The sequence below is a fragment of the Shinella yambaruensis genome (assembly GCF_050859155.1).
In the GTDB taxonomy this organism is placed as follows: Bacteria; Pseudomonadota; Alphaproteobacteria; order Rhizobiales; family Rhizobiaceae; genus Shinella; species Shinella yambaruensis.
In genome coordinates this window covers 133,204-152,026 of record NZ_CP150642.1, presented here as the reverse complement: position 1 = coordinate 152,026, position 18,823 = coordinate 133,204, and the positions used below count along the sequence as shown (strand labels likewise).

Below are 18,823 nucleotides of genomic sequence, written 5' to 3'. Positions count from 1 at the left end.
CCTTGAGGGCATTGCAAGCAACCAATTTGATCGGGAGGGCGCTTACCGAAGGAAATTTGCCTTCCACGGGACCGACGAGCCGACTGACGCGACATGCACAGTATCCTGCGCCTTGGTGGAACGCTCTGGCATCATCTCCAAGCGGTGGTGGCGCGCCCGCTGTACTACGCGCGCGCCGTAAGTCCGCCATCCGCCAACATTGCATTGATAGCCTCCGCCGGCACCGGCCTTGAAAGCAAATACCCTTGCAGATCATCGCATCCAAGGCCCTGCAGCACGGCATTTTGCTCGGGGGTCTCGATGCCCTCGGCCGTCGTTCTCAATCCCTTTGCCTGCGCGAGTTTGATCATCGCGCGCACGATTTCCTCATTTCCACCGGGCTTTCCGAAGCCGTCGACGAAGCATTTGTCGATCTTGATCCTGTCGACGTCGAGGCTTTGCAGTCGCCCAAAGGAGGAGAAGCCCGTGCCGAAATCGTCGAGGGCAAATCGGATCCCGACTGCGCGCAGGGCGGCGATGTTCCGTTTGCAGTGATCGGAGTCGTCGCCGAGAGCCGATTCCGTGATCTCGATTTCCAGGCGTGTCGGATCAAGGCCTGCGGCATTCAGGGTGGACAGAACGCGCATTGCGTAGGTCTCATTTCGCAATTCGATGGCAGAAGCGTTGACGGCAACTGTCAGATCCCCCCAATGCACGGCGGCAAAGCAGGCCTCGCGCAGGACGAATTCTCCAAGAGGCTCGATCAAGCGCGTCTCCTCTGCCACCGGGATAAACACATCTGGAGGGATCGCCCCCTTTTGCGGATGCCGCCATCGCACAAGCGCTTCGACACCTTTCAACGTCTGATCCTTGGCAGAGTAGACAGGCTGATAATGGACATTAATCTGCTGGCGACCCTCGAGGGCCATGCGCAGATCCTGCTCCATCTCGCGGCGCGCTCTGACCAATTCATCCATGTGGGTGCCGAAGATGGCGTAGCGGTTTCGTCCCGCAGTCTTGGCGTGGTAAAGCGCGATGTCAGCCTTTCGCGTCAGTTCGCTTGCGTCCCTGCAGTCCTCTTCTGCAATCGCGACGCCGGCGCTCAGTCCAATGGTGATCGGGTGCCCCTTAATGACGAAGGGGCGCCGGACCGCAGCGACCAGCGCCTCGCACAGCCGTTCGATCGCCCGAATGTCGGCAGCGGCCACGGCCACGGTGAACTCGTCTCCGCCGACCCGTGCGGCCATCCCCGCCGATGGGCCGATCGTTTCCCTCAAACGCGCGGCAACCTCGACCAGCAAGGCATCGCCAACGGGATGGCCCAATGTGTCGTTGACCTCCTTGAAGCGATCCAGATCGAGATAAAGCACTGCAACGGTGTCGGCCGGTTGGCGCTTTGCGAGCACTGCCCCCAGGTGGCGCGAAAAGGATGCGCGATTGGGAAGGCTGGTCAATCCGTCGCTGTTGGCCATGTTCTCCAGTTGCCGTCGGCTTCGAACGAGATGGGAGGACCGTCGCCATGCAAGCGCACCCAGAAGCCCCGTCAGCACCAGAAGCAAGACCGCGCCTCCGGCGAGAAATGGCGTCGCATTGCTAAGTACCGCTGTACCCGGCCGGAACGGTGCCCAGGCCAGGTAACCGATGAGTTTGCCCGACACGGTGCGCAATGGGGCACGGCTCTGGCTATCGCCGATCGCGCCAATAGGCGTGAACCGGAGATTTTCGAAAAGATAGTCCCTTCCGATCGTGTCGAGGAAACTCCCGTCGAGGAAACGAACGGCGATATGGATGAACTCTCGCCCCGGGACCTGCTCGACCTTTCCGCTATCGGAGATGATGGGCTTGAGGCTGACGATGGCAGGGCGAGATCCAATCGATCCTATATCGCTTTCGCCGATGCTCAGCACATGATCATCGACCCCTGTATTGTCTTGCCGCGCAAGGCGCGAGCGAAGTTTCTCGATCAGCGGCCGGGCCACATCTGCAATGCGAGCGTAAGCGACATGCCGATCCGTTTGCCCGTCGAGGAAACCCAGCAGGATGTCGCCCTTCGGGCTGACAATGAATGCGCCGTCATGCTGGAAATAGGTTTGCATCCATTGGCCGAGATTGTTTTCTAGCCACTCCCGATCCGGCGTCTCGCTCATCACAACGCGCACGGCATCATCCCAGACCGATGAGCTTTCTTGGTCATGTGCGATGTCGGCCTGCATGTTGGAAACGATCAGAGTGACGAGCTGGCTCTGACGTTCCTGGGCCAGATGATCCGATTGTCGCGCCGACCAGGTCAACGTGAGATACAGTGCAAAGCTCAGGCCCATAGCAAGTGCGAGAGGAACTGCGAAATTCAGGATGAAGCGGAGTTGACCAGCAGGCATGGAAGGCTCTTGGTTGAAAATTTCAGGCCGAGACTAAAGATAGCTTGATTAAGGCCCGGCAAATTTCCTTTGTACGGTGGCGTACCCTTCTAGGTGCTATTCACTCTCACAAGGATCGACACCCTCGAAGCAAGCCCATATCGCGGGTGAGCCGGGATGACCTGACCTTGACATCACTGGGCCGTGATGCAAATTCTCGCCCATGGGGTAGCGATCGCCCCACGAGGCCACGGCCGAAGAATCGCGTCCTTTGAACCCGAGAAACCGGAGGGACGCGCTATGCCGTCATTTCTTGAAATCACGCCCGAAAAACTCAACCGCATCGTCGGCACGCCGAACGCGCCGGTGATAGTTGACGTTCGCAACGACGAGGATTTCGCTGCCGATCCTCGTCTGCTGCCCGGATCCATACGACGCGACTACCGCGCCGTGGCGGATTGGGCAGAACACCTGGCGGGGCCATCCGTCGTTCTGTGCCAGAAAGGCCAGGAGCTCGGCCACGGCGTCGCCGCGCATCTTCGCGCTCTTGGCAAGGCTGCCGAGGTTCTCGAAGGCGGCTTCGAGGCCTGGCGCGCGTCGAAGGCCGCCCTTGTCCCCGAAGAAAAGCTGCCGCTTCGCGACAGCCGCGGGCGAACGGTCTGGGTGACGCGCGCGCGGCCGAAGATCGACCGTATCGCCTGTCCCTGGCTGATCCGGCGCTTCGTCGACCCGTCCGCAGTCTTCTTGTTTGTGCCAGCCGCGGAGGTATCGGCGATCGCCGACCGCTTCAACGCTGCGCCCTTCGACATCGATGAGACCTACTGGAGCCATCGTGGCGAGCTTTGTACCTTCGACGTCATGGTCGAGGAATTCGGCCTGGGAACCGACCCCATGCTCCGCCTCGCGACGATCGTGCGGGGAGCCGACACGTCGAGACCCGATCTTGCCCCCGAAGTGCCGGGGCTGCTTGCCGCTTCGCTCGGCCTGTCGCGCATGTTCAACGACGATCTCGAACAACTCGCGGCGGGCATGACGCTCTACGATGCCTTCTACAGATGGTGCCGGGACGCGACCGACGAGACCCACAACTGGCCCAACCCGAGGAAGGCGTGAACATCATGACCGACCTTGCAAAGACCAGCGTCCGTCTGGATGAACCCGGCGAAGACATCGTTCCGCTCTCCGAAGCCGTGAAGGTATGGGCACGTGTGGCCGCGCTCAGCTTCGGTGGCCCGGCCGGCCAGATTGCCGTGATGCACCGCATCGTCGTCGACGAGAAGCGCTGGGTGGGCGAGCACCGTTTCCTGCATGCGCTCAACTACTGCATGCTGCTGCCGGGGCCGGAGGCCCACCAGCTCGCCATCTATATCGGCTGGCTTCTCAACAAGACCAAGGGCGGCATGATCGCCGGCCTGCTGTTCGTTCTGCCGGGTTTTCTCGCCATCCTGGCGCTCAGCTACATCTATGTGATCTTCGGCGACGTCACTGCGATCGAGGGCATGTTCTTCGGCCTGAAATGCGCGGTTCTCGCCGTGGTCGTCCAGGCGGTCTTCCGGATCGGCGGCCGGGCGCTGAAAAACAACGTCATGGTCGCCATGGCGGCGGCGGCCTTCGTCGCGATCTTTTTCCTGCAGGTGCCCTTTCCGCTGATCATCGTCGCGGCCGGACTTGTCGGCTACGTCGGAGGACGGGCGGGTCTTGCCGCGTTCAAGGAAGGCGGCGGGCACAAGTCGGGATCGGGCAAGATACTCGAAGACAGGGATTCCGTTCTCGGCGAGGATATCCCGCTTCACGCCAGGCCCAACCTCGCCTGGTCGCTGAAAACCGCCGGCGCCCTGGCGGCATTCTGGCTCATTCCCGTCACGGCGCTGATCGTGGCGCTTGGCTGGGACAACGTGTTCTCGAAGATCGCTCTGTTCTTCAGCCAGATGGCCGTCGTGACCTTCGGCGGCGCTTATGCGGTCCTTGCCTATGTGGCTCAGGCTGCGGTGGAAAATTACGGCTGGCTTCGCCCGGGCGAAATGCTTGACGGCCTTGGCATGGCCGAGACGACGCCCGGTCCGCTCATCATGGTGACGCAGTTCGTCGGCTTTCTCGCAGGCTATCGCGATCCGGGGTCCCTCTCTCCACTTGCGGCCGCGACGCTGGGCGCGATCCTGACGACCTGGGTGACCTTCCTTCCAAGTTTCCTCTGGATATTCGCCGGCGCGCCCTTCATCGAGAAAATGCGCGGCAACGTCGCGCTCGGCGGCGCCATGTCGGCAATCACGGCGGCGGTCGTCGGAGTCATCCTCAACCTTGCCGTCTGGTTCGGCCTTCACGTGCTGTTCGCCGAGGTCAAGCCTGTCGTCCTTGGTCCGCTCACGCTGGACGTTCCCGTCTTCGGATCGCTGCTCCTGCCGTCACTAGTCCTGACCGTTCTGGCAGGGTTCGCGATCTTCCGCCTCAGACTGTCCGTCATCACGGTGCTGGCGATTTCGGCGGCTCTCGGGATCGGTTGGCAATTGGCCATTCGAAGCTAGGGATAGGAAAGCGTCCATGACGAGAACGGCGGCGTGAAGGCTGCGAGATCGCTTTGGCTCTTGAAGGGATGTGAACCGTCGACCCCGTTGCTGTCACACTCTCACCTTATCAGAGTTCTCTATCGCCATTGAGCTGATGTGGCTATCAGCTGGGCGCGACCGAAAACAATACCGCGACCTGCACAGTAATAGCCGACGCGCTGATCGCCAATGCCGTCCCAAGGCTGATGATGCGAAGGCGCTACGCGCCGGGGATCCCACTCAGGCGCTATGCAAGTCCCTCCGGCCAGAAAAAAGAAGAGGCCACGCGTAGAGTCCTTCACTGCGGCAAGGCGAGCGCACATCACGAACGCACGGTATTGCAAAGCGGCCCGCAGCGCCCATCATTTGGCATCGGGGTCAGCGAAGAAGTGCAATGCTACGGTTTCTCGAAGATATCGCGTCTGACGTGGGCATGGAAATTATCAGCCCGCAAAGATGAAGGCTGGTCCCCGATGCTCTGCGGTCTGTCTCTGTTGCCGGCGGTCGGACCAGCCGATGGACGACGATGGCTGCGGTATTTGCGATCCGTGCCTGGGCTTGCCCGCTCGTGCGACCGACAGTACGGTTGAACTTGAATTTCCCCGCGACGGCCTGCAGCGAGGGTGCTCTGGCGCGCGTTCGTAGTCGTCCGGATTAGAAGGGCGCTCCCCGCTCAGAGCTGCAAATCATTGACTTTCTGCCGGTCTGCTCCACGTCATCGTCGCTCGTCTCAAGCGAGCGGGCAGGGGAGTTTAACAGCCGCGCTCCAGTGCACCTCCCATCAGCACAGGAAATGAAGTGCCTCTCATCAGGAAAAACGGCGCATCTGCGCCGAAGGAACTCCGGTTGTTCTGGCCAATGCAGACACTCCAGGAAACGACAATCAACGTCTTCGTCTTCGCCAGCTCATTGCAGTCATTCGACGCCGACCCGGTTGGCCCTGTCGGACTTCTGAAACGCCACAGGTCGCTGCTCGAGGCCATCGCGAGCGAGAAGTACGATCAAGAAAGTGCGACCGAAGGCCTGCTTCATCTCACTGAAGACGATTTACGCGCGACACGGGCCACCGAGGGCTGTGGTAGACGACGTCGAGCTGGAACCGAAAGCCAGGGAGCCTGCCTGCCGGTTAATATCGCCCTTAATCAACCTTGAGCTGGATAGAACCGCCCGCCGCCCAGGTCAAACGTCGAAAAACGAGGTCGTTTCGCCTTCAGAATACGACGAACACTTTCCGCTATTGCCACTATCGGCATTGCCGCCGTCGACCCCCGTCAAATGGCTGGTAGGTGTTGTCCTCAGGTCGGTAGGACCTATAACGCTTACTGCATTTGTGAATATGATCGTTCAAATCAGCGGTGGCTGCTGTAACGCTCAGGCCGCTTTTGCCGAGCGCCCGATGTGCGCTTAAAAGGACCTCCTTGGCCGCACCGGCTTCCTGGGCATGCATTTCGCGCTCAATCGCTATGTAAGGCGAAATACAAAGCGTGCGCTTGCCATCGTAGGGTTGATAGGTGCCGTCGTCGGCTCGGTAGGAATTGTACCTCGACATGCACCATTGCACATGTTCGCGTGATACCGCCGTGGCACGTTGGTTTTCCTGTCCCGCAACCGAACCCGTGACAAACATATCCAGCTCGTCATCGGATGAAACTTTAAGTTCCATAGTTTCCCCGGATGAGTCGCCTGATACGTCGTGAAACGTCGATATCTGACGCGTTGCAGGTCGTTCCAGTTGGCGCTGGTTCCGCGCCACAACGGTGGGCTCGGTGGTCCATAGATCCGCTGCCACTGTGGTTTTCGGGAGGGAACCCTCGTCGGGTGTCGAAAGATAGAGAATGGCGCCGAACGCACCGATTGAAAAGGTAACGACCGAAAGCAACAGACTAGCGATGATTGCTGCCACAGTTTTCATGATTTCACCTCTATGGACGGCCCGGCGCTATTCGCGTGTGGCGCCTCAGCGCAGACCAAGGAAGGAAAGGATTGCGATGACGATGACGATCACGCCAACGATGTAGATGATGCGGTTCATAGCTGGTCTCCGAATGAAGGAAGCTGGCTTCAGGGCAATTAAGCTAGACGGCTCTGGGAAGCCGCCTGGCTACGACTTATCGGCGATATCGCAGCCGTTGCTGTTCGATCTCCGCAGTATCATAGGGATCGAGACTGTCGCCGAAGCTCGACCAGCCTTGCTCGGTATAGGCCGCGCGGCGCGCCGTCGGATCGACCCAGTTGTTTTGGCGAAGGATTGCATTGGCCTCCGCGTATACGCTCTCTTCAACGCGCGCCGTCACGAGGGTGCCGCCTCGACGCACACCTTCTGCGTAGACGTGGGCGTGCTCCTCTGGAACGCCCGATTCCGTCAGCGCGCCGATCAAGCCTCCCGCAGCACCGCCGGCAACAGCTCCTGCAACGGCACCAGCGGCCGTTGCAGCGAGCCAACCGGCCGCGACCACTGGGCCAACGCCCGGAATAGCCATGATACCCAGACCTGTAAGCAGGCCGCCGACACCGCCGACCGCAGCGCCGATACCTGCGCCCGTGCCCGCACCTTCCGCGGCATCATTATCATTGCCATGGCGTTCATCCGCATTGTTGGAAACGATGCTGATATCGCTGGAGGGCACGCCGCGTGCCTCCAGGGCGCTGACGGCGGCGCTGGCATCGGAGTAGTCGTCAAACAGTCCGGTAATGGTTTTCATTGGAAATCTCCTGAATTGTTTAGTTTACTGCGCGACGATGTTGCCTTGGTAATCGAGATCGACGGTCACGGCCTTGCCGTCCTTCATTGCCTTGGCCCGCCAGATGCCCTCGTCGTCCAGGGCAAGGTCGGTGACATCGGCATAGCCGGCGTCGGCGATGCGCTCCTTCGCCTGCGCCTCGGTGAAGCTGTTGGCACCCTCGACCGGTGCGGTCGCGTTCTTTGTATCCGGTGTGGCGACCGCCGGCGTGTCGCCATCGGTGGTCGTCTTGGTGGACGTCTGAGCAAAAGCGGCAAATGTCGAGGCGCCCATAAGCGCCGCAGCCAGGATTAGTTTTTTCATAATAACGTCCTCAATTCAGTGAGTTATGTAGCGACACCGAAACGGCGCGTTGTGAAAATGGTTCCGCCTTCGCACGCTAATCAGACCTTTGTCCTGAGGCCGGCGGGCATTGGTCCAATGCCGGAACCTTCCTTGCCTAAATCTCTTCCTTTGCCGTCCAACCCAAAGGAGTGGAACAATGAAACTCAACCTGCTTGCCTCGGCTGCTATCGCAGCCGTTCTTCTCACACCGCCGGCGATGGCCGACGACGACAATGATGGCGCCGTCACAGGCGCTGCGGGTGGCGCCGTGACCGGGGCGGTCGTCGGTGGCCCAGTCGGCGCGGCTGTTGGCGGTGTTGTTGGCGCCATTGCGGGAACCGCGCTCGATCCGCCGCCGCGGAAGGTAGTCACCTACGTCGAACAGCAGCCGCTACCTTCCGACACGATCGTCGTTGAGGAAGTGGTGGAAGTGGGCAAGCCCCTGCCCAAGACGGTGGTGTTGACGCCGATCCCCGAAGACCCGACTTACGCTTACGCGGTGGTCAACAAGCAGAGGGTCATCGTTGACCCCAGCACGTATACGGTGGTTCAGGTATTGAACTGACTCATTCCGCCTGCCCTTCCTCTTGAAAGGGCAGGCGGTCATTAACGGAACCAATGTTCGCTTAGTTCGTTGGGACGAAAACTTAGGGAGTATTTCTTCAGGAGGCGAGGAAACCAGAGGTGCCAACGCGCGTGACCGCATCCAATTCCGCGTGCGTAAAGTCGACACGAGCGCCGTCAAGCTGTTCGGTTTGGGGGCGCCAAACCCTGGCTCGTCAGTTCTTTCTCGTAGGAAGTGCATTCTCCCTTGGAGCAATGGCACTCGTCGGATTGTTCGTTACAAACCTCATTGAACAGGCCGTCACACGCAACGCCGCCGCTTCCACCGCTCTCTACGTCGACAGCATCATCGCTCCGCTCCTCCCTGATATGGCAAGCGACGAAATTCTTGATGAGACCAGCAGCCGTGCGCTTGATGAAACCCTGGCCCAGGGACCTTTGGGAGAACGGCTTAAGGCGTTCCGATTGTGGGCTAGGGATGGCCGCATACTCTATTGTAAGCGCGACGAACACCCCACCTTTTAACGGCGCGATTTGGGCTTGAGATTCTGCTCGTTGATTTGGAAGGACGATTTTTCAATGGACGAGCGGAACGATGGTGCCAGGCTTGAAGCCATGTTTGATGCCAGGCACGAAGGGCAGTATCGGCGGGTCGAGGTGATTACGGGACCTGTTCGCCGGCGGAATTGGACGGATGAAGAGAAAGCGCGGATGCTTGCCGAGAGCGCTGAGCCGGATGCGAACATCTCGGCCATTGCGCGTCGGTTTGGCGTCAATCGCGGACTTTTGAACACATGGCGGCGGGCGGCAGGGCAGATTGGCCCGGCTTCAGCCGTTGCCGCGGTGGAACAACCCGCTTTCGTGCCGGTCATGATCGCCGACCATCAAAACGAACGGCACGCTGATGAAGCAGATGCCAGCGACGGCACCGCCGGCCGGATCGAGATCGAACTCGGCGGCGGGCGGATGATCGTTACAGGCAATGTTGCTCCCGACCTGGCGCATGCGGTGGTGACAGCGCTACGGGGTAGACGGTGATCGGTCCTGCGAGGGGGCTGAGGATCATGGTGGCAACCCAGCCGGTCGATTTCCGGCGCGGGATGAACGGCCTGATCGCATTGGTGGCGTCTGCCCTTTCGGCCGATCCCTATTGCGGCGACATTTTTGTTTTCCGGGCCAAGCGGCGCGACCGGTTGCGCTGCATTTATTGGGACGGGTCAGGGATGATCCTTTCGACAAAATGGCTGGAAAGCGGGACGTTCACTTTCCCGCCTGTCAAGGATGGCGTTCTTCACATGACCCCCGAGGAGTTCGGCCTGCTTGTTGCGGGTCTGGACTGGACGCAGGTCCAGCAAAAGCCCGTGAAGCGCCCGACGAAAGTCGCTTGATCCCATTGTATTTGCTTGCAGATTCATGCCGGTGTGGTAGTTTTCGGCATGTCTCTTCGCCACGATCAGCTCCCGCAGGATGTCGAGCAACTGAGCCGGATGGTCCTCGATCTGAGGGCAGAGGTTGCCTATCTGAAGCGGCTCATCCACGGCGCAAGATCAGAGGGGCTTTCGACAATCGACCCCGCACAGACCAGTCTCGATCTCGGTGATCTTTCGGCTGTTCCGGTCGCCGCCAACGACGATCAGCCTGACGGTTCCCGGCACAAGGCTCGTGGCCGACAATCCGCAGCCCGCAATATCGGCTTTCTTCCCAAGCACCTGCCGCGCTACGACGTCATTATCGAGCCGGAAAGCCGCGCGTGCGCCTGCTGCTCCGGCACGCTCCATCACATTGGAGAGACGACGAGCGAGGCACTCGATGTCGTTCCGCCCATTTTGCGCGTCAAACGAACCATTCGCCCTCGCTATGCCTGCCGGGCATGCGAGAATGGCGTCGTCCAGGCTCCCGCGCCGGCGCGCTTCATGGATGGCGGCATGGCGACGACAGCATTGGCGGCCCATATCGTCGTTTCCAAATTCGCGTGGCACCTTCCGCTCTACCGGCAGACCCAGATCTTCGCGGGCCATGGGATAGCCCTCGATCGTGGAACGCTTGGCGCCTGGGTCACGCGCGTCGCCTGGTGGCTCAAACCACTCTACGACAGGCTGCTGACCTTCATCCGCTCCCAGCCAAGGGTTTTTTCCGACGAGACCCGATTGCCGCGGCTCGATCCGGGGCGAAAGCGAACGAAAGTCTGCCAGCTCTGGGCACAGGCCGTGGACGATCGCCCCTGGAAAGGACCAGCTCCGCCCGCGGTCGGCTATATCTTCTCCGAGAGCCGCAGCGCCCGTGAGGCCGAGCGCCAATTGGTATCCTTCAACGGCGTGCTTCAGGTGGACGGATATACCGCCTACAAGACGCTTGCCAGACATCGCGGCAAAAGCAATTCCAAACCCTTGAGGCTGGCATTCTGCATGGCTCATGCCCGGCGTAAATTCGTCGACGTGGTCAAGCTGACCGGATCGCCGGAAGCGCTCGAGATTGTATCGATCCTCGCCGGCGTCTACCAGATCGAACAGGAGATCAGAGGGCAAAGCGCCGAGGATCGTCACAATACCCGCCAGCTCCGCTCAGCTCACCTCATGCGCCAGTTGAAGGCGCGCCTGCTCGACCTGAAGGACGACATCTCAACGCAGTCCGCCCTCTCCAAGGCCATCAATTACGCGCTCACCCATTGGACGGGCCTGAACGCTTTCCTCGACGATGGAACGATAGAGATCGACTCCAACATCATCGAGCGTTCGATGAAGTCCGTTGCCCTGACGAGAAAGAACTCGATGTTCGTCGGCAATATCCAGGGCGGCGAGACCTTCGCGATCCTGGCCTCGTTGATCAACACGGCCTTATGCCGCGCGCGGCATAAGCAGGTTTATGCCGACCGGCGAACTATGCCGAATGCCTCTTCTGATAGGAACGGTCCATGGCGCGTTCCCGGCAGGTTCGGCCGGATGCCGGTGGTTGACACTCGGCATAGTTCTCATGCTCAGAGGGCGTTCAGGAATTCCAGAAGCCGGTCGTTTGGTCGAAATCGCTCGGCCTTAGCGCGTTCGTACGGCTTCAGCTTTGCGAGTGCAGATTCCTTCAGTTCAAGATGTGCATGAAGATAGGTCAGGGTTGTTTCCATCGCTTCATGGCCCAGCCACAGGGCAATAACCGAGCAGTCGACGCCAGCCTGTAGCAACTCCATGGCGGCGGAGTGCCGCAAGACATGGGGCGAGACCCGCTTTGAGCGAAGGGAGATGCAGTGCTCACGTGCTTTGGCGACATATTTGTTCAGCAGTGCCTGCACGCCGTCAGCGCTGAGCTTGCCACCGTGCATGTTCGGAAAGAGCGCCGTTGCGCTTCGCTTTCTGGGCTCGTTGAGCCAGTGACGAAGGGCTTGCCGTGCAACCTTTGTGAGCGGCGTACATCGCTCTTTGCGGCCCTTGCCAACGCATCGCACATGCGCGCCCTGGCCGAGCATTACGGAGTCTCGGTCCAGGTCGACAATCTCCGAGACCCGCAATCCGGTTTGCGCGGCCAACAATAGCAGAGTGTAATCGCGGCGTCCCAGCCACGTGCTTCGATCCGTGCAGTCCAGGATCGCTTCAATCTCGGGCCTGGTTAGAAACTGAAGCTGCCGCTTGTCACATCGCTTGCTGGGGATCGCGAGCACACGCTGAATATGGGCGCTATGTGTGGGCTCCTCGAACGCTGCATACCGGAAGAAGGATCGGATGGCTGTGAGGCGGAGATTCCGGGTCCTCACTGAGGCGGATCTCTTCGTCTCAAGGTCCTCCAGGAATGCGCCGATGAAGGGAGCGTCCAAATCCCGCAGCGTCAACTGGGATGGGGATCTCCCAAGGCGCGTCTGTGCGAACGCAAACAGGAGCCTGAAGGTGTCGCGATAGGAGGCGATGGTGTTAGAACTTACACCTCGATGCTTCATAAGCCGATCTGTGAACCACCGCTCGATCAGCACGGCCAAGTCGTTCGTGCGTCTCATGACCGAGCCTCCCAACGCTTATCCAATCGCCGGACCGCATGGTTCATCAGTTCCGGCGCGGCGGACAGGTACCAGTAGGTGTCGCGAACATTGGTATGGCCGAGAAAGGTCGAGAGAACCGGCAGTTCGCGTTCCACATCTTCGCCAGCCCGATGCCAGTTGATCAGGGTCTGGACGGCGAAACGGTGACGAAGATCATGAATCCGTGGGCCATTGCGATTCCCCTCCTGCCGTAATCCGATTTGCCGGGATAATCGCCAGAACACGCGGTGCACGTATTGATGCAGCAATCTGCCGCCCTGTTCGGCGACGAAGAAATAGGGACTGCGCGGCGTACCAAGGTGTGCATCGCGTCGGGCGGCATAGTCTGAAAGGATGGCGATTGTCGTGGCATGTAGCGGCACTAGCCGTGACTTACCAAACTTAGTCTCTCGAATGGTGAGGATGCCCTGGTCGAGATCAACGTCGGTCCGGAGCAGGCCGAGCGCTTCGGAATGGCGCAGCCCGGTCACCGCTATCAATCCGAACAGGCAGTTATATGTCCATCGCCGAAGGGCGCCGGCCGGCGGCAGCGACAGTGCTGCTGCCAGAAGCGCCTGAATCTCGACTTCACTATAGATGTAGGGCTTTGTGCGCCGTGCCGGCGGTACAGCGTCGCTTGGTAGTACTTCCGTCAGAGGATCGAAATGAGCCAGGTGCTGGGCAAAGCAGCGCACGTCAACCAGGCGGACGGACCAACTCGGCTGCCGGCCCATTGAGGTGACCCACTCCATTGCAAGGTCTGTCGTGATGGTCTCGGCGCCGCGGGCTTCCATGAAAGCGACGAACTCCGACAATCGTTTTGCCGGACCGTCATATTTGTATCCCAGCCCTTGGCGCATGCCGACGTAGCGCTCAAGCGCGGTGCGAAGCCGGCTCATTGGGCACCTCCCGGCCAGGGCAGGCTCAGTTCACGCAGCTTCTCGATATCGAGCTTGGCATAGATCCTTGTACTGTCGATGCTTCGATGGCGGAGCAGTTGGCCGATCTCGGCAAAGCTGGCGCCTGACCGCAAAAGGTCGGTCGCGAGGCTGTGGCGGAAAAGATGGGCACCGTGATGCGCATAGCCGTCAATGCCTGCCCGTTCGAGTGCCTGCTTCGCGATCATCGTGATGGCGCAGCCGGACGCAAAACCCACGTGCGGCGCAAGAGTTCGCAAGAAAACTCGCCGACATGCCGAAGCGGGCCGCCCATGCCGGATATAAGCGACGATAGCTGTTCCGACGTCATGACGTAGCGGCATAGTCGCTTGCCGTCGCCCCTTTCCATGTACGAGGATCGTGCCGCACTGCCAGTCGATATCATCGAGATTGAGGGTGGCAACTTCGCTGGCGCGCAAACCGAGCTTGGCAAGGATCATCAGAACCGCATAGTCCCGATGACCCATTGCCGTCGTCCGATCACAGGCATCAAGAACCTTCTGGACCTTCTCTGGCGGTAGGAATGTTGGAAGGCCGGCAAGTCGCCAGCGGCGGATGGACGGCACGCAATCGGCCAACGCCGTCGAAATGAAGCCCTTCAGATGCAAGTAACGCAGAAAGGCACGCACGACTCCGCACATTGCCTTGCCGCTGTCGGCGGAGCCATCGAGCGCATGTCGTTCGACATACCCGATGACAATCTCCGGGGTGAGCGCTTCAAACCCGTCTGCGCCGGCAGGACAGACCTCCCGCAGAAATCGATATGACAGCAGCTTGTGGCTTTCCACCGTCGAGGCAGCGAGTCCTCTCTCATTCGACAAATATACCGCGAATACATCGATAATCTGCTCGTGCTCTGTACGCTCAACCGGGAGGGCAGTTGGTATTAAGCGCTCTTCCCGTAGCGCGGAGAGTAAGCGTCGGAGCGCTGATCGGTCGCCCGTGTCAGGGCTCCAGTGTTCGAAACGATGCTCAAGAAAACGATCGACATGAGCTTCGCTTAAATCCTGCGGATGATGTCCATTGCCAACATACCAGTCCATCAGGTCTCGAAACAGGCTCAGCGAGCGCCGCGTGCAGTGCCGACCCAAACCTTCGTTTGACATCTTGGTGGCGTAAACGCGCGCAAACTCCCGATATGGACCGTGGACCAGCTTCCGATACAGTGCGCTGCGCTTCAAATAGTCACTTGCGATCATATGTCCTCTCCTTCGCGTCAATTACGACGGAGAGACCCTAAGCTATGCCGCTGGGGTTACCGCTATGTTACAGAAAACGTTGGCAAAAGTTTGCTTAATCGGCATAGTTCGCCGGTCGGCATAATCGGCCAAATTGAATGGGCTGGATCCATACACCTGGCTTGCCGATGTTCTCGAACGGATCGTATCTGGCCGCACGACGATCAACCAGCTCGATACGCTGCTGCCTTGGAAGTGGAAAGCCGATCAGGTCGGTCAAGCCGCATGACCCGGCCTGCCGTTTCCTATGACGAGCTCGATGAGTACCTTCGCGGCGATGGGCACAACGACTATGTCGGCGTGAGCGCCATCGATGGGCTGATTGCGGCCGTCGTGGCCGGCCCGGTGAAGATCCCTGCACATACCTGGTTGCCGCACGTATTCGGCGGCTCAATACCGCAAACCAGGCCAGGCTCGATCGAGGAGCGGCTCGTCAATACCGTGCTGAACCGCCACGACGAAGTCGAAAGCCTGCTGCGCGACGCGCCCGGGCACTACTTTCCGATCTTCATGAACCACAAGGGCGAGACCATCGTCGGTCCCTGGGCGATCGGATTTTCCCTTGGCCTCAGTCTGGGCGGCGAAGCGTGGGCGCCGATCCTCCTTGCCACGCCAAAGCCGGTGATCGCCCCCATCATGGCCGTCAATCCGCAGCTCGCCAAGCTCCTCATCCGGCTTTCTCCTCAGGAGCGGCGCAAAATAAGGGCGACGGCCCACCACCATATCTCATCCGCAGTCCTGCAATTGCACGCCATCACAAGACAGGACCGGTAACAACGCGGCCACCAGCATCAACCCAGCCTACAGGCAAGGTGGTGTGTCCGTCGCGCTCACACTCTATTCCAGTGACCCATCCCAAATCGGCGAACAGTTTACCCCGAGCAAAGATTTGCAAAAGGCGCTCGGCGGAGAACTGGTGGCCGAGTTCGACGAACTCGATGACGTCGAAAGTGTGGCCGAACGCGAATCTGGCCTTCCGCTCCTTGAAATTTACAGCCCCCTTCTTCAGCCGTGGTCCGGTGAAATTGTCGCCGTCACGGAATTTTACGAAGTTGCGGAGGGGTTGAAGTCGGATCTCTCCGTGGCGCGCTGGCAGAGTTGGAGTGCGGTGGCAGCCGTTACCCTAGCTTTCTTTCTCACTTTATCTGCGATCGTCTTTCGGGGAAGCAAGACTATAGACCTGCAGAGCCGAGAGCTCGAATCTCGCGTTGCGGAACTGACAGAGCTTCTCAGCCAGAATGACGCCCTGAAGTCCCGAATCCAGCGCGCTGCCGCTGCCACAACTGCCTTGAACGAAAGCTATCTCCGCAACCTCGGAGCTGATCTCCACGACGGCCCGGCGCAGCTGGTCGCCTTCGCTGCGCTAAGGGCCGATAGCGGTCTGTTGTCCGATCCAACGACGTCGACAAAGCGCCGTGAAAAGGAGGTCAGCGTCATCAAGGCAAGTCTAGACGAGGCAATGACGGAGATACGCACAATATGCAGCGGATTGGTGCTACCGCACATTGAGTCGGCCAGTCTTGGCGAGATGTTGGCTGAGTTGCTGAACGGTTATCGTGCCCGTACCGGTCAGGCGGTCGACTTGCGCCTTAGCGCCCCGATCTCGGACTTGCCGGTCGCAGCAAAGATCTGCATTTACCGATTTACTCAGGAAGCGCTCAATAACGGCTATAAACACGCGGCTGGTGCGTGCCAGTGGGTGAACATCGCGCCATGCGGGGCGGGCATCGAGGTTCAGGTCGGCGACGCCGGCCATGGGCCTCCGCAGCAGAGGTCAGAAGGCCGCAGCATCGGTTTAGCGGGAATGAGAGACAGAGTTGAAAGTCTCGGCGGGACATTCAGCTTCACGACTTCGCCCGACGGCACGATTGTGACGATGAGCCTGCCACTGCACAACATGGAGACATCGACATGAATACAATCCGCGTGGCTGTCATCGACGACCACCCCATTTTCCGCGAGGGGGTTGCAAGTTGCCTTACGGACATAGGAGGTTACGATATCGTCGGTGAAGGCGGCAGTTGCGAGGACGCCGAGGCGATCGCCGAGCAGGCTGATCCGGACGTCATGCTGTTGGACATCTCGATGCCGGGCGGCGGTCTCAATGCGGTGGCGGCAATCCTGGAACGGCGGCCCGCGCAGAAAATCATCGTATTGACCGTGTCGGAATCGCATTCCGACGTTGCCACGGCTTTGAAACTGGGAGCCAAGGGCTATGTGCTTAAAGGTGTTGGATCACGAGTCCTCTCCGAAATCTTGCGAGCTGTCCAGGGCGGCGAGATGTATCTCTCCCCTGCCCTGTCTGCGCGAATGATTGCTGACCTCTCGCAGGTCGGAAACCAGCCATCCGCAACGGGCATCCGTGACTTGACCAAGCGTGAATATGATGTGTTGCGCCTCGTGGCGGCCGGCCTGAGTAACAAGCGGATCGCCCGCGATCTTGACCTCCACGAGAAAACGATCAAACACCATTTGACGCGTATATTCGCCAAACTAAACGTCAGCAACCGAACCGAGGCGGCGATGGCTTACCGGGATGCAGGTGAAGCGGTTCCGCCTTACGTGGGTTAAGGAACGATCGTCTTCCGAAAAAGACGCATCCGATCCTTCGCCGTTGCCTTGCGGTTTACAATCGTCCGGCCCTTCGAATCCTTCATTATGAAGCGGCCTTTGACAACTTGCTCCAGATAGCCGTTGCGATAGCGAACTGCGACGGAATTGGGTGTGACTTCCTTCGTGGCAACTGACGCGGCCCGCCCCTTTGCCTTGCCATCCGCGCCGTTCCGTCCTTTACCGCCTCTGCTGTCGGATCCCTTGCCGCCTTGGCTGTCGGACCCACCCTTCCCGCCGCGCCCGCCGCCGTCCCCGTCACCGTTCTTTGCATCGACGCTGGCAATTTTAGGGGCCGGCGTGCCGGCCTTCCATTCGACATCAACAGGCACCGCGGCAACCGCCAACGCCACGCTGATCGTAAGGATCGCATTCGCTGAGTTGTAGACCTTCATCATAGCTATCCTGCGCTCTCGCCGGTAGAACGCGCAAGAACATTATGCGTTCATCCACGCAGCAGACGTTGGGCGTATGCGGCAGACTGACGGTCCATTTGCTCTGCCCGGGTATGGACCTTGGTCCAGTCCATTCTGGCAAAAGACCTGTGCCAGGAACACCGCCACGGCACCGGTGTTGACGGCTCGGTGCGCATTTGTAGCGCGCAGAGCAAGAATCGGAAGGACTAAAGATCATGAACATTGTTTCGAAAAACAGGATTGCTGCTGTCCTGTTGGGTGGCACTGCCTTCATCGGTGGAGCGGCCATGGCGCAGGAGCAGTCCGTCGACAGTGCCGGCACCGCGCAGGGCGGCGCCAACGTCGTCGTCCCTCAAGCTGGAGCATCCGGACAGGTTGACACGAGTGACGGCGCGAACACATCGGCGATCGAGGGTGACGCCGGCGCCGATGCTGCCGCGAGCAAAAGGATCGAGAATGGTTCTGCGGCCGAAGGTTCGGCGCCGAGAGTATCTGGCGGCACAGGTGCAGAAACAGCCGGATCGACGGGTACCGCCGTGGAAAAGGATAGTGCAAAGTCCTCACAGCTCAACGCCAACGGCCAATCTTCGACCACAAAGGATGCCGAGACGGCAGCCGACGCCCCTGCCGCCGAGCAGTCCGACGAGGCCTCAACGAGCAAACCATCGAACGAAACGACGGCAAGTATCAATATCACGACCGAGCAGCGTACCGAGATCCGCAATGTCATCGTTGAGAGCAAGGCGGAACCCGTTGATCTCGATATCCAGGTCAATGTCGGCGTCGTCGTTCCGAAGACGGTCGAACTCCGCCCGTTGCCGCCCCGGATCATCGAGATCGTTCCTGCCTACCGCAGCTACGAGTATTTCGTGCTGGCGGACGGCCGCATCATCATTGTCGAGCCTGGCACTTTGAAGGTGGTTTACGTCATTGCCGCTTGATCGATGAACTGAGGCCTCGGAGAGGGGCGAGCGCCATTGCCCCTTCGCGCGTCAGGAAAGGAGATGGATTATGACAAGAAGCTCTTTTGACAAGTCGTCCGACCAGGGGTTCAGCGTGGGTCTTCCAGTGGGAATTATCGTCTGCTGCATGCTTGGTATATCTATCTACCTCGCT

Annotated in this window: 18 protein-coding genes and 3 pseudogenes; 13 read left to right on the top strand and 8 right to left on the bottom strand. The window is 59.8% G+C overall.

The window, feature by feature from the left end:
• Positions 1-164 precede the first annotated feature (164 nt).
• Positions 165-2,357: a putative bifunctional diguanylate cyclase/phosphodiesterase gene (locus WMC41_RS30180; protein WP_432350170.1), complete on the bottom strand. Its 2,193-nt coding sequence runs from the start codon at positions 2,355-2,357 to the stop codon at positions 165-167.
• Between the two features lie 279 nt (positions 2,358-2,636).
• Between WMC41_RS30180 and WMC41_RS30175 the strand changes: the two genes are divergently transcribed.
• The 3 genes from WMC41_RS30175 (at position 2,637) to WMC41_RS30165 (ending at position 6,031) form a co-directional block, all read left to right on the top strand.
• Positions 2,637-3,449 carry a chromate resistance protein ChrB domain-containing protein gene (locus tag WMC41_RS30175; protein ID WP_432350203.1) on the top strand — a complete coding sequence of 271 codons (813 nt, stop codon included), beginning with the start codon at positions 2,637-2,639 and terminating at the stop codon, positions 3,447-3,449.
• Between the two features lie 5 nt (positions 3,450-3,454).
• Complete coding sequence (chrA, locus tag WMC41_RS30170) at positions 3,455-4,858, top strand: chromate efflux transporter (RefSeq protein ID WP_432350168.1); 1,404 nt, start codon at positions 3,455-3,457, stop codon at positions 4,856-4,858.
• Between the two features lie 819 nt (positions 4,859-5,677).
• Positions 5,678-6,031 (top strand): hypothetical protein, encoded by a 354-nt coding sequence (locus WMC41_RS30165; RefSeq protein WP_432350166.1) that lies wholly within the window; start codon positions 5,678-5,680, stop codon positions 6,029-6,031.
• A gap of 91 nt (positions 6,032-6,122) precedes the next feature.
• On the opposite strand, the gene WMC41_RS30160 is transcribed toward WMC41_RS30165, so the two are convergent.
• The 3 genes from WMC41_RS30160 to WMC41_RS30150 form a co-directional block, all read right to left on the bottom strand.
• Entirely contained in the window at positions 6,123-6,791 is a 669-nt protein-coding gene (locus WMC41_RS30160; protein WP_432350164.1) for a BA14K family protein, read from the bottom strand.
• 196 nt (positions 6,792-6,987) lie between these two features.
• Entirely contained in the window at positions 6,988-7,581 is a 594-nt protein-coding gene (locus tag WMC41_RS30155) for a general stress protein (protein ID WP_432350162.1), read from the bottom strand.
• Positions 7,582-7,605: 24 nt separating this feature from the next.
• Entirely contained in the window at positions 7,606-7,923 is a 318-nt protein-coding gene (locus WMC41_RS30150; RefSeq protein ID WP_432350160.1) for a PepSY domain-containing protein, read from the bottom strand.
• Between the two features lie 178 nt (positions 7,924-8,101).
• Between WMC41_RS30150 and WMC41_RS30145 the strand changes: the two genes are divergently transcribed.
• From WMC41_RS30145 to tnpC, 5 genes and pseudogenes are all read left to right on the top strand, one after another.
• Positions 8,102-8,509 (top strand): DUF1236 domain-containing protein, encoded by a 408-nt coding sequence (locus WMC41_RS30145; RefSeq protein WP_432350158.1) that lies wholly within the window; start codon positions 8,102-8,104, stop codon positions 8,507-8,509.
• Positions 8,510-8,640: 131 nt separating this feature from the next.
• Positions 8,641-9,003: pseudogene (locus WMC41_RS30140) on the top strand (sensor histidine kinase); the annotation flags it as partial.
• An 84-nt stretch (positions 9,004-9,087) separates the two neighbouring features.
• Positions 9,088-9,546 carry an IS66-like element accessory protein TnpA gene (gene tnpA / locus WMC41_RS30135; RefSeq protein WP_432350156.1) on the top strand — a complete coding sequence of 153 codons (459 nt, stop codon included), beginning with the start codon at positions 9,088-9,090 and terminating at the stop codon, positions 9,544-9,546.
• Positions 9,547-9,572: 26 nt separating this feature from the next.
• On the top strand, positions 9,573-9,896 hold the full coding sequence (gene tnpB / locus WMC41_RS30130; protein WP_380689341.1) for an IS66 family insertion sequence element accessory protein TnpB: 324 nt from the start codon (positions 9,573-9,575) through the stop codon (positions 9,894-9,896).
• 48 nt (positions 9,897-9,944) lie between these two features.
• Positions 9,945-11,342, top strand: a pseudogene (gene tnpC, locus WMC41_RS30125) (IS66 family transposase); the annotation flags it as partial.
• Positions 11,343-11,482: 140 nt separating this feature from the next.
• On the opposite strand, the gene WMC41_RS30120 reads toward tnpC, so the two are convergent.
• From WMC41_RS30120 to WMC41_RS30110, 3 genes are read right to left on the bottom strand one after another with little or no spacing between them, the layout of a single operon-like run.
• Positions 11,483-12,484, bottom strand: coding sequence for a tyrosine-type recombinase/integrase (locus tag WMC41_RS30120; RefSeq protein ID WP_432344164.1), 1,002 nt, complete (start codon positions 12,482-12,484; stop codon positions 11,483-11,485).
• Entirely contained in the window at positions 12,481-13,404 is a 924-nt protein-coding gene (locus WMC41_RS30115) for a tyrosine-type recombinase/integrase (protein ID WP_432344161.1), read from the bottom strand. The genes WMC41_RS30120 and WMC41_RS30115 overlap by 4 nt, the downstream gene beginning before the upstream one ends.
• Entirely contained in the window at positions 13,401-14,642 is a 1,242-nt protein-coding gene (locus WMC41_RS30110) for a site-specific integrase (protein WP_432344158.1), read from the bottom strand. The genes WMC41_RS30115 and WMC41_RS30110 overlap by 4 nt, the downstream gene beginning before the upstream one ends.
• A gap of 124 nt (positions 14,643-14,766) precedes the next feature.
• On the opposite strand from WMC41_RS30110, the pseudogene WMC41_RS30105 reads away from it, so the two are divergent.
• The 4 genes and pseudogenes from WMC41_RS30105 to WMC41_RS30090 form a co-directional block, all read left to right on the top strand.
• Positions 14,767-14,910, top strand: a pseudogene (locus WMC41_RS30105) (transposase domain-containing protein); the annotation flags it as partial.
• Entirely contained in the window at positions 14,907-15,455 is a 549-nt protein-coding gene (locus tag WMC41_RS30100; protein WP_432350153.1) for a YecA family protein, read from the top strand. The pseudogene WMC41_RS30105 and the gene WMC41_RS30100, both read left to right, overlap by 4 nt.
• Positions 15,456-15,498: 43 nt before the next feature.
• Complete coding sequence (locus WMC41_RS30095) at positions 15,499-16,596, top strand: sensor histidine kinase (protein ID WP_432350151.1); 1,098 nt, start codon at positions 15,499-15,501, stop codon at positions 16,594-16,596.
• Positions 16,593-17,252 carry a response regulator gene (locus WMC41_RS30090; RefSeq protein ID WP_432350149.1) on the top strand — a complete coding sequence of 220 codons (660 nt, stop codon included), beginning with the start codon at positions 16,593-16,595 and terminating at the stop codon, positions 17,250-17,252. The genes WMC41_RS30095 and WMC41_RS30090 overlap by 4 nt, the downstream gene beginning before the upstream one ends.
• Here the strand turns inward: WMC41_RS30090 and WMC41_RS30085 are convergent.
• On the bottom strand, positions 17,249-17,686 hold the full coding sequence (locus WMC41_RS30085) for a hypothetical protein (protein WP_432350147.1): 438 nt from the start codon (positions 17,684-17,686) through the stop codon (positions 17,249-17,251). The two genes, WMC41_RS30090 and WMC41_RS30085, sit on opposite strands and share 4 nt — an antisense overlap.
• Positions 17,687-17,922: 236 nt before the next feature.
• Between WMC41_RS30085 and WMC41_RS30080 the strand changes: the two genes are divergently transcribed.
• Positions 17,923-18,648, top strand: coding sequence for a DUF1236 domain-containing protein (locus WMC41_RS30080; RefSeq protein ID WP_432350145.1), 726 nt, complete (start codon positions 17,923-17,925; stop codon positions 18,646-18,648).
• Positions 18,649-18,823 lie beyond the last annotated feature (175 nt).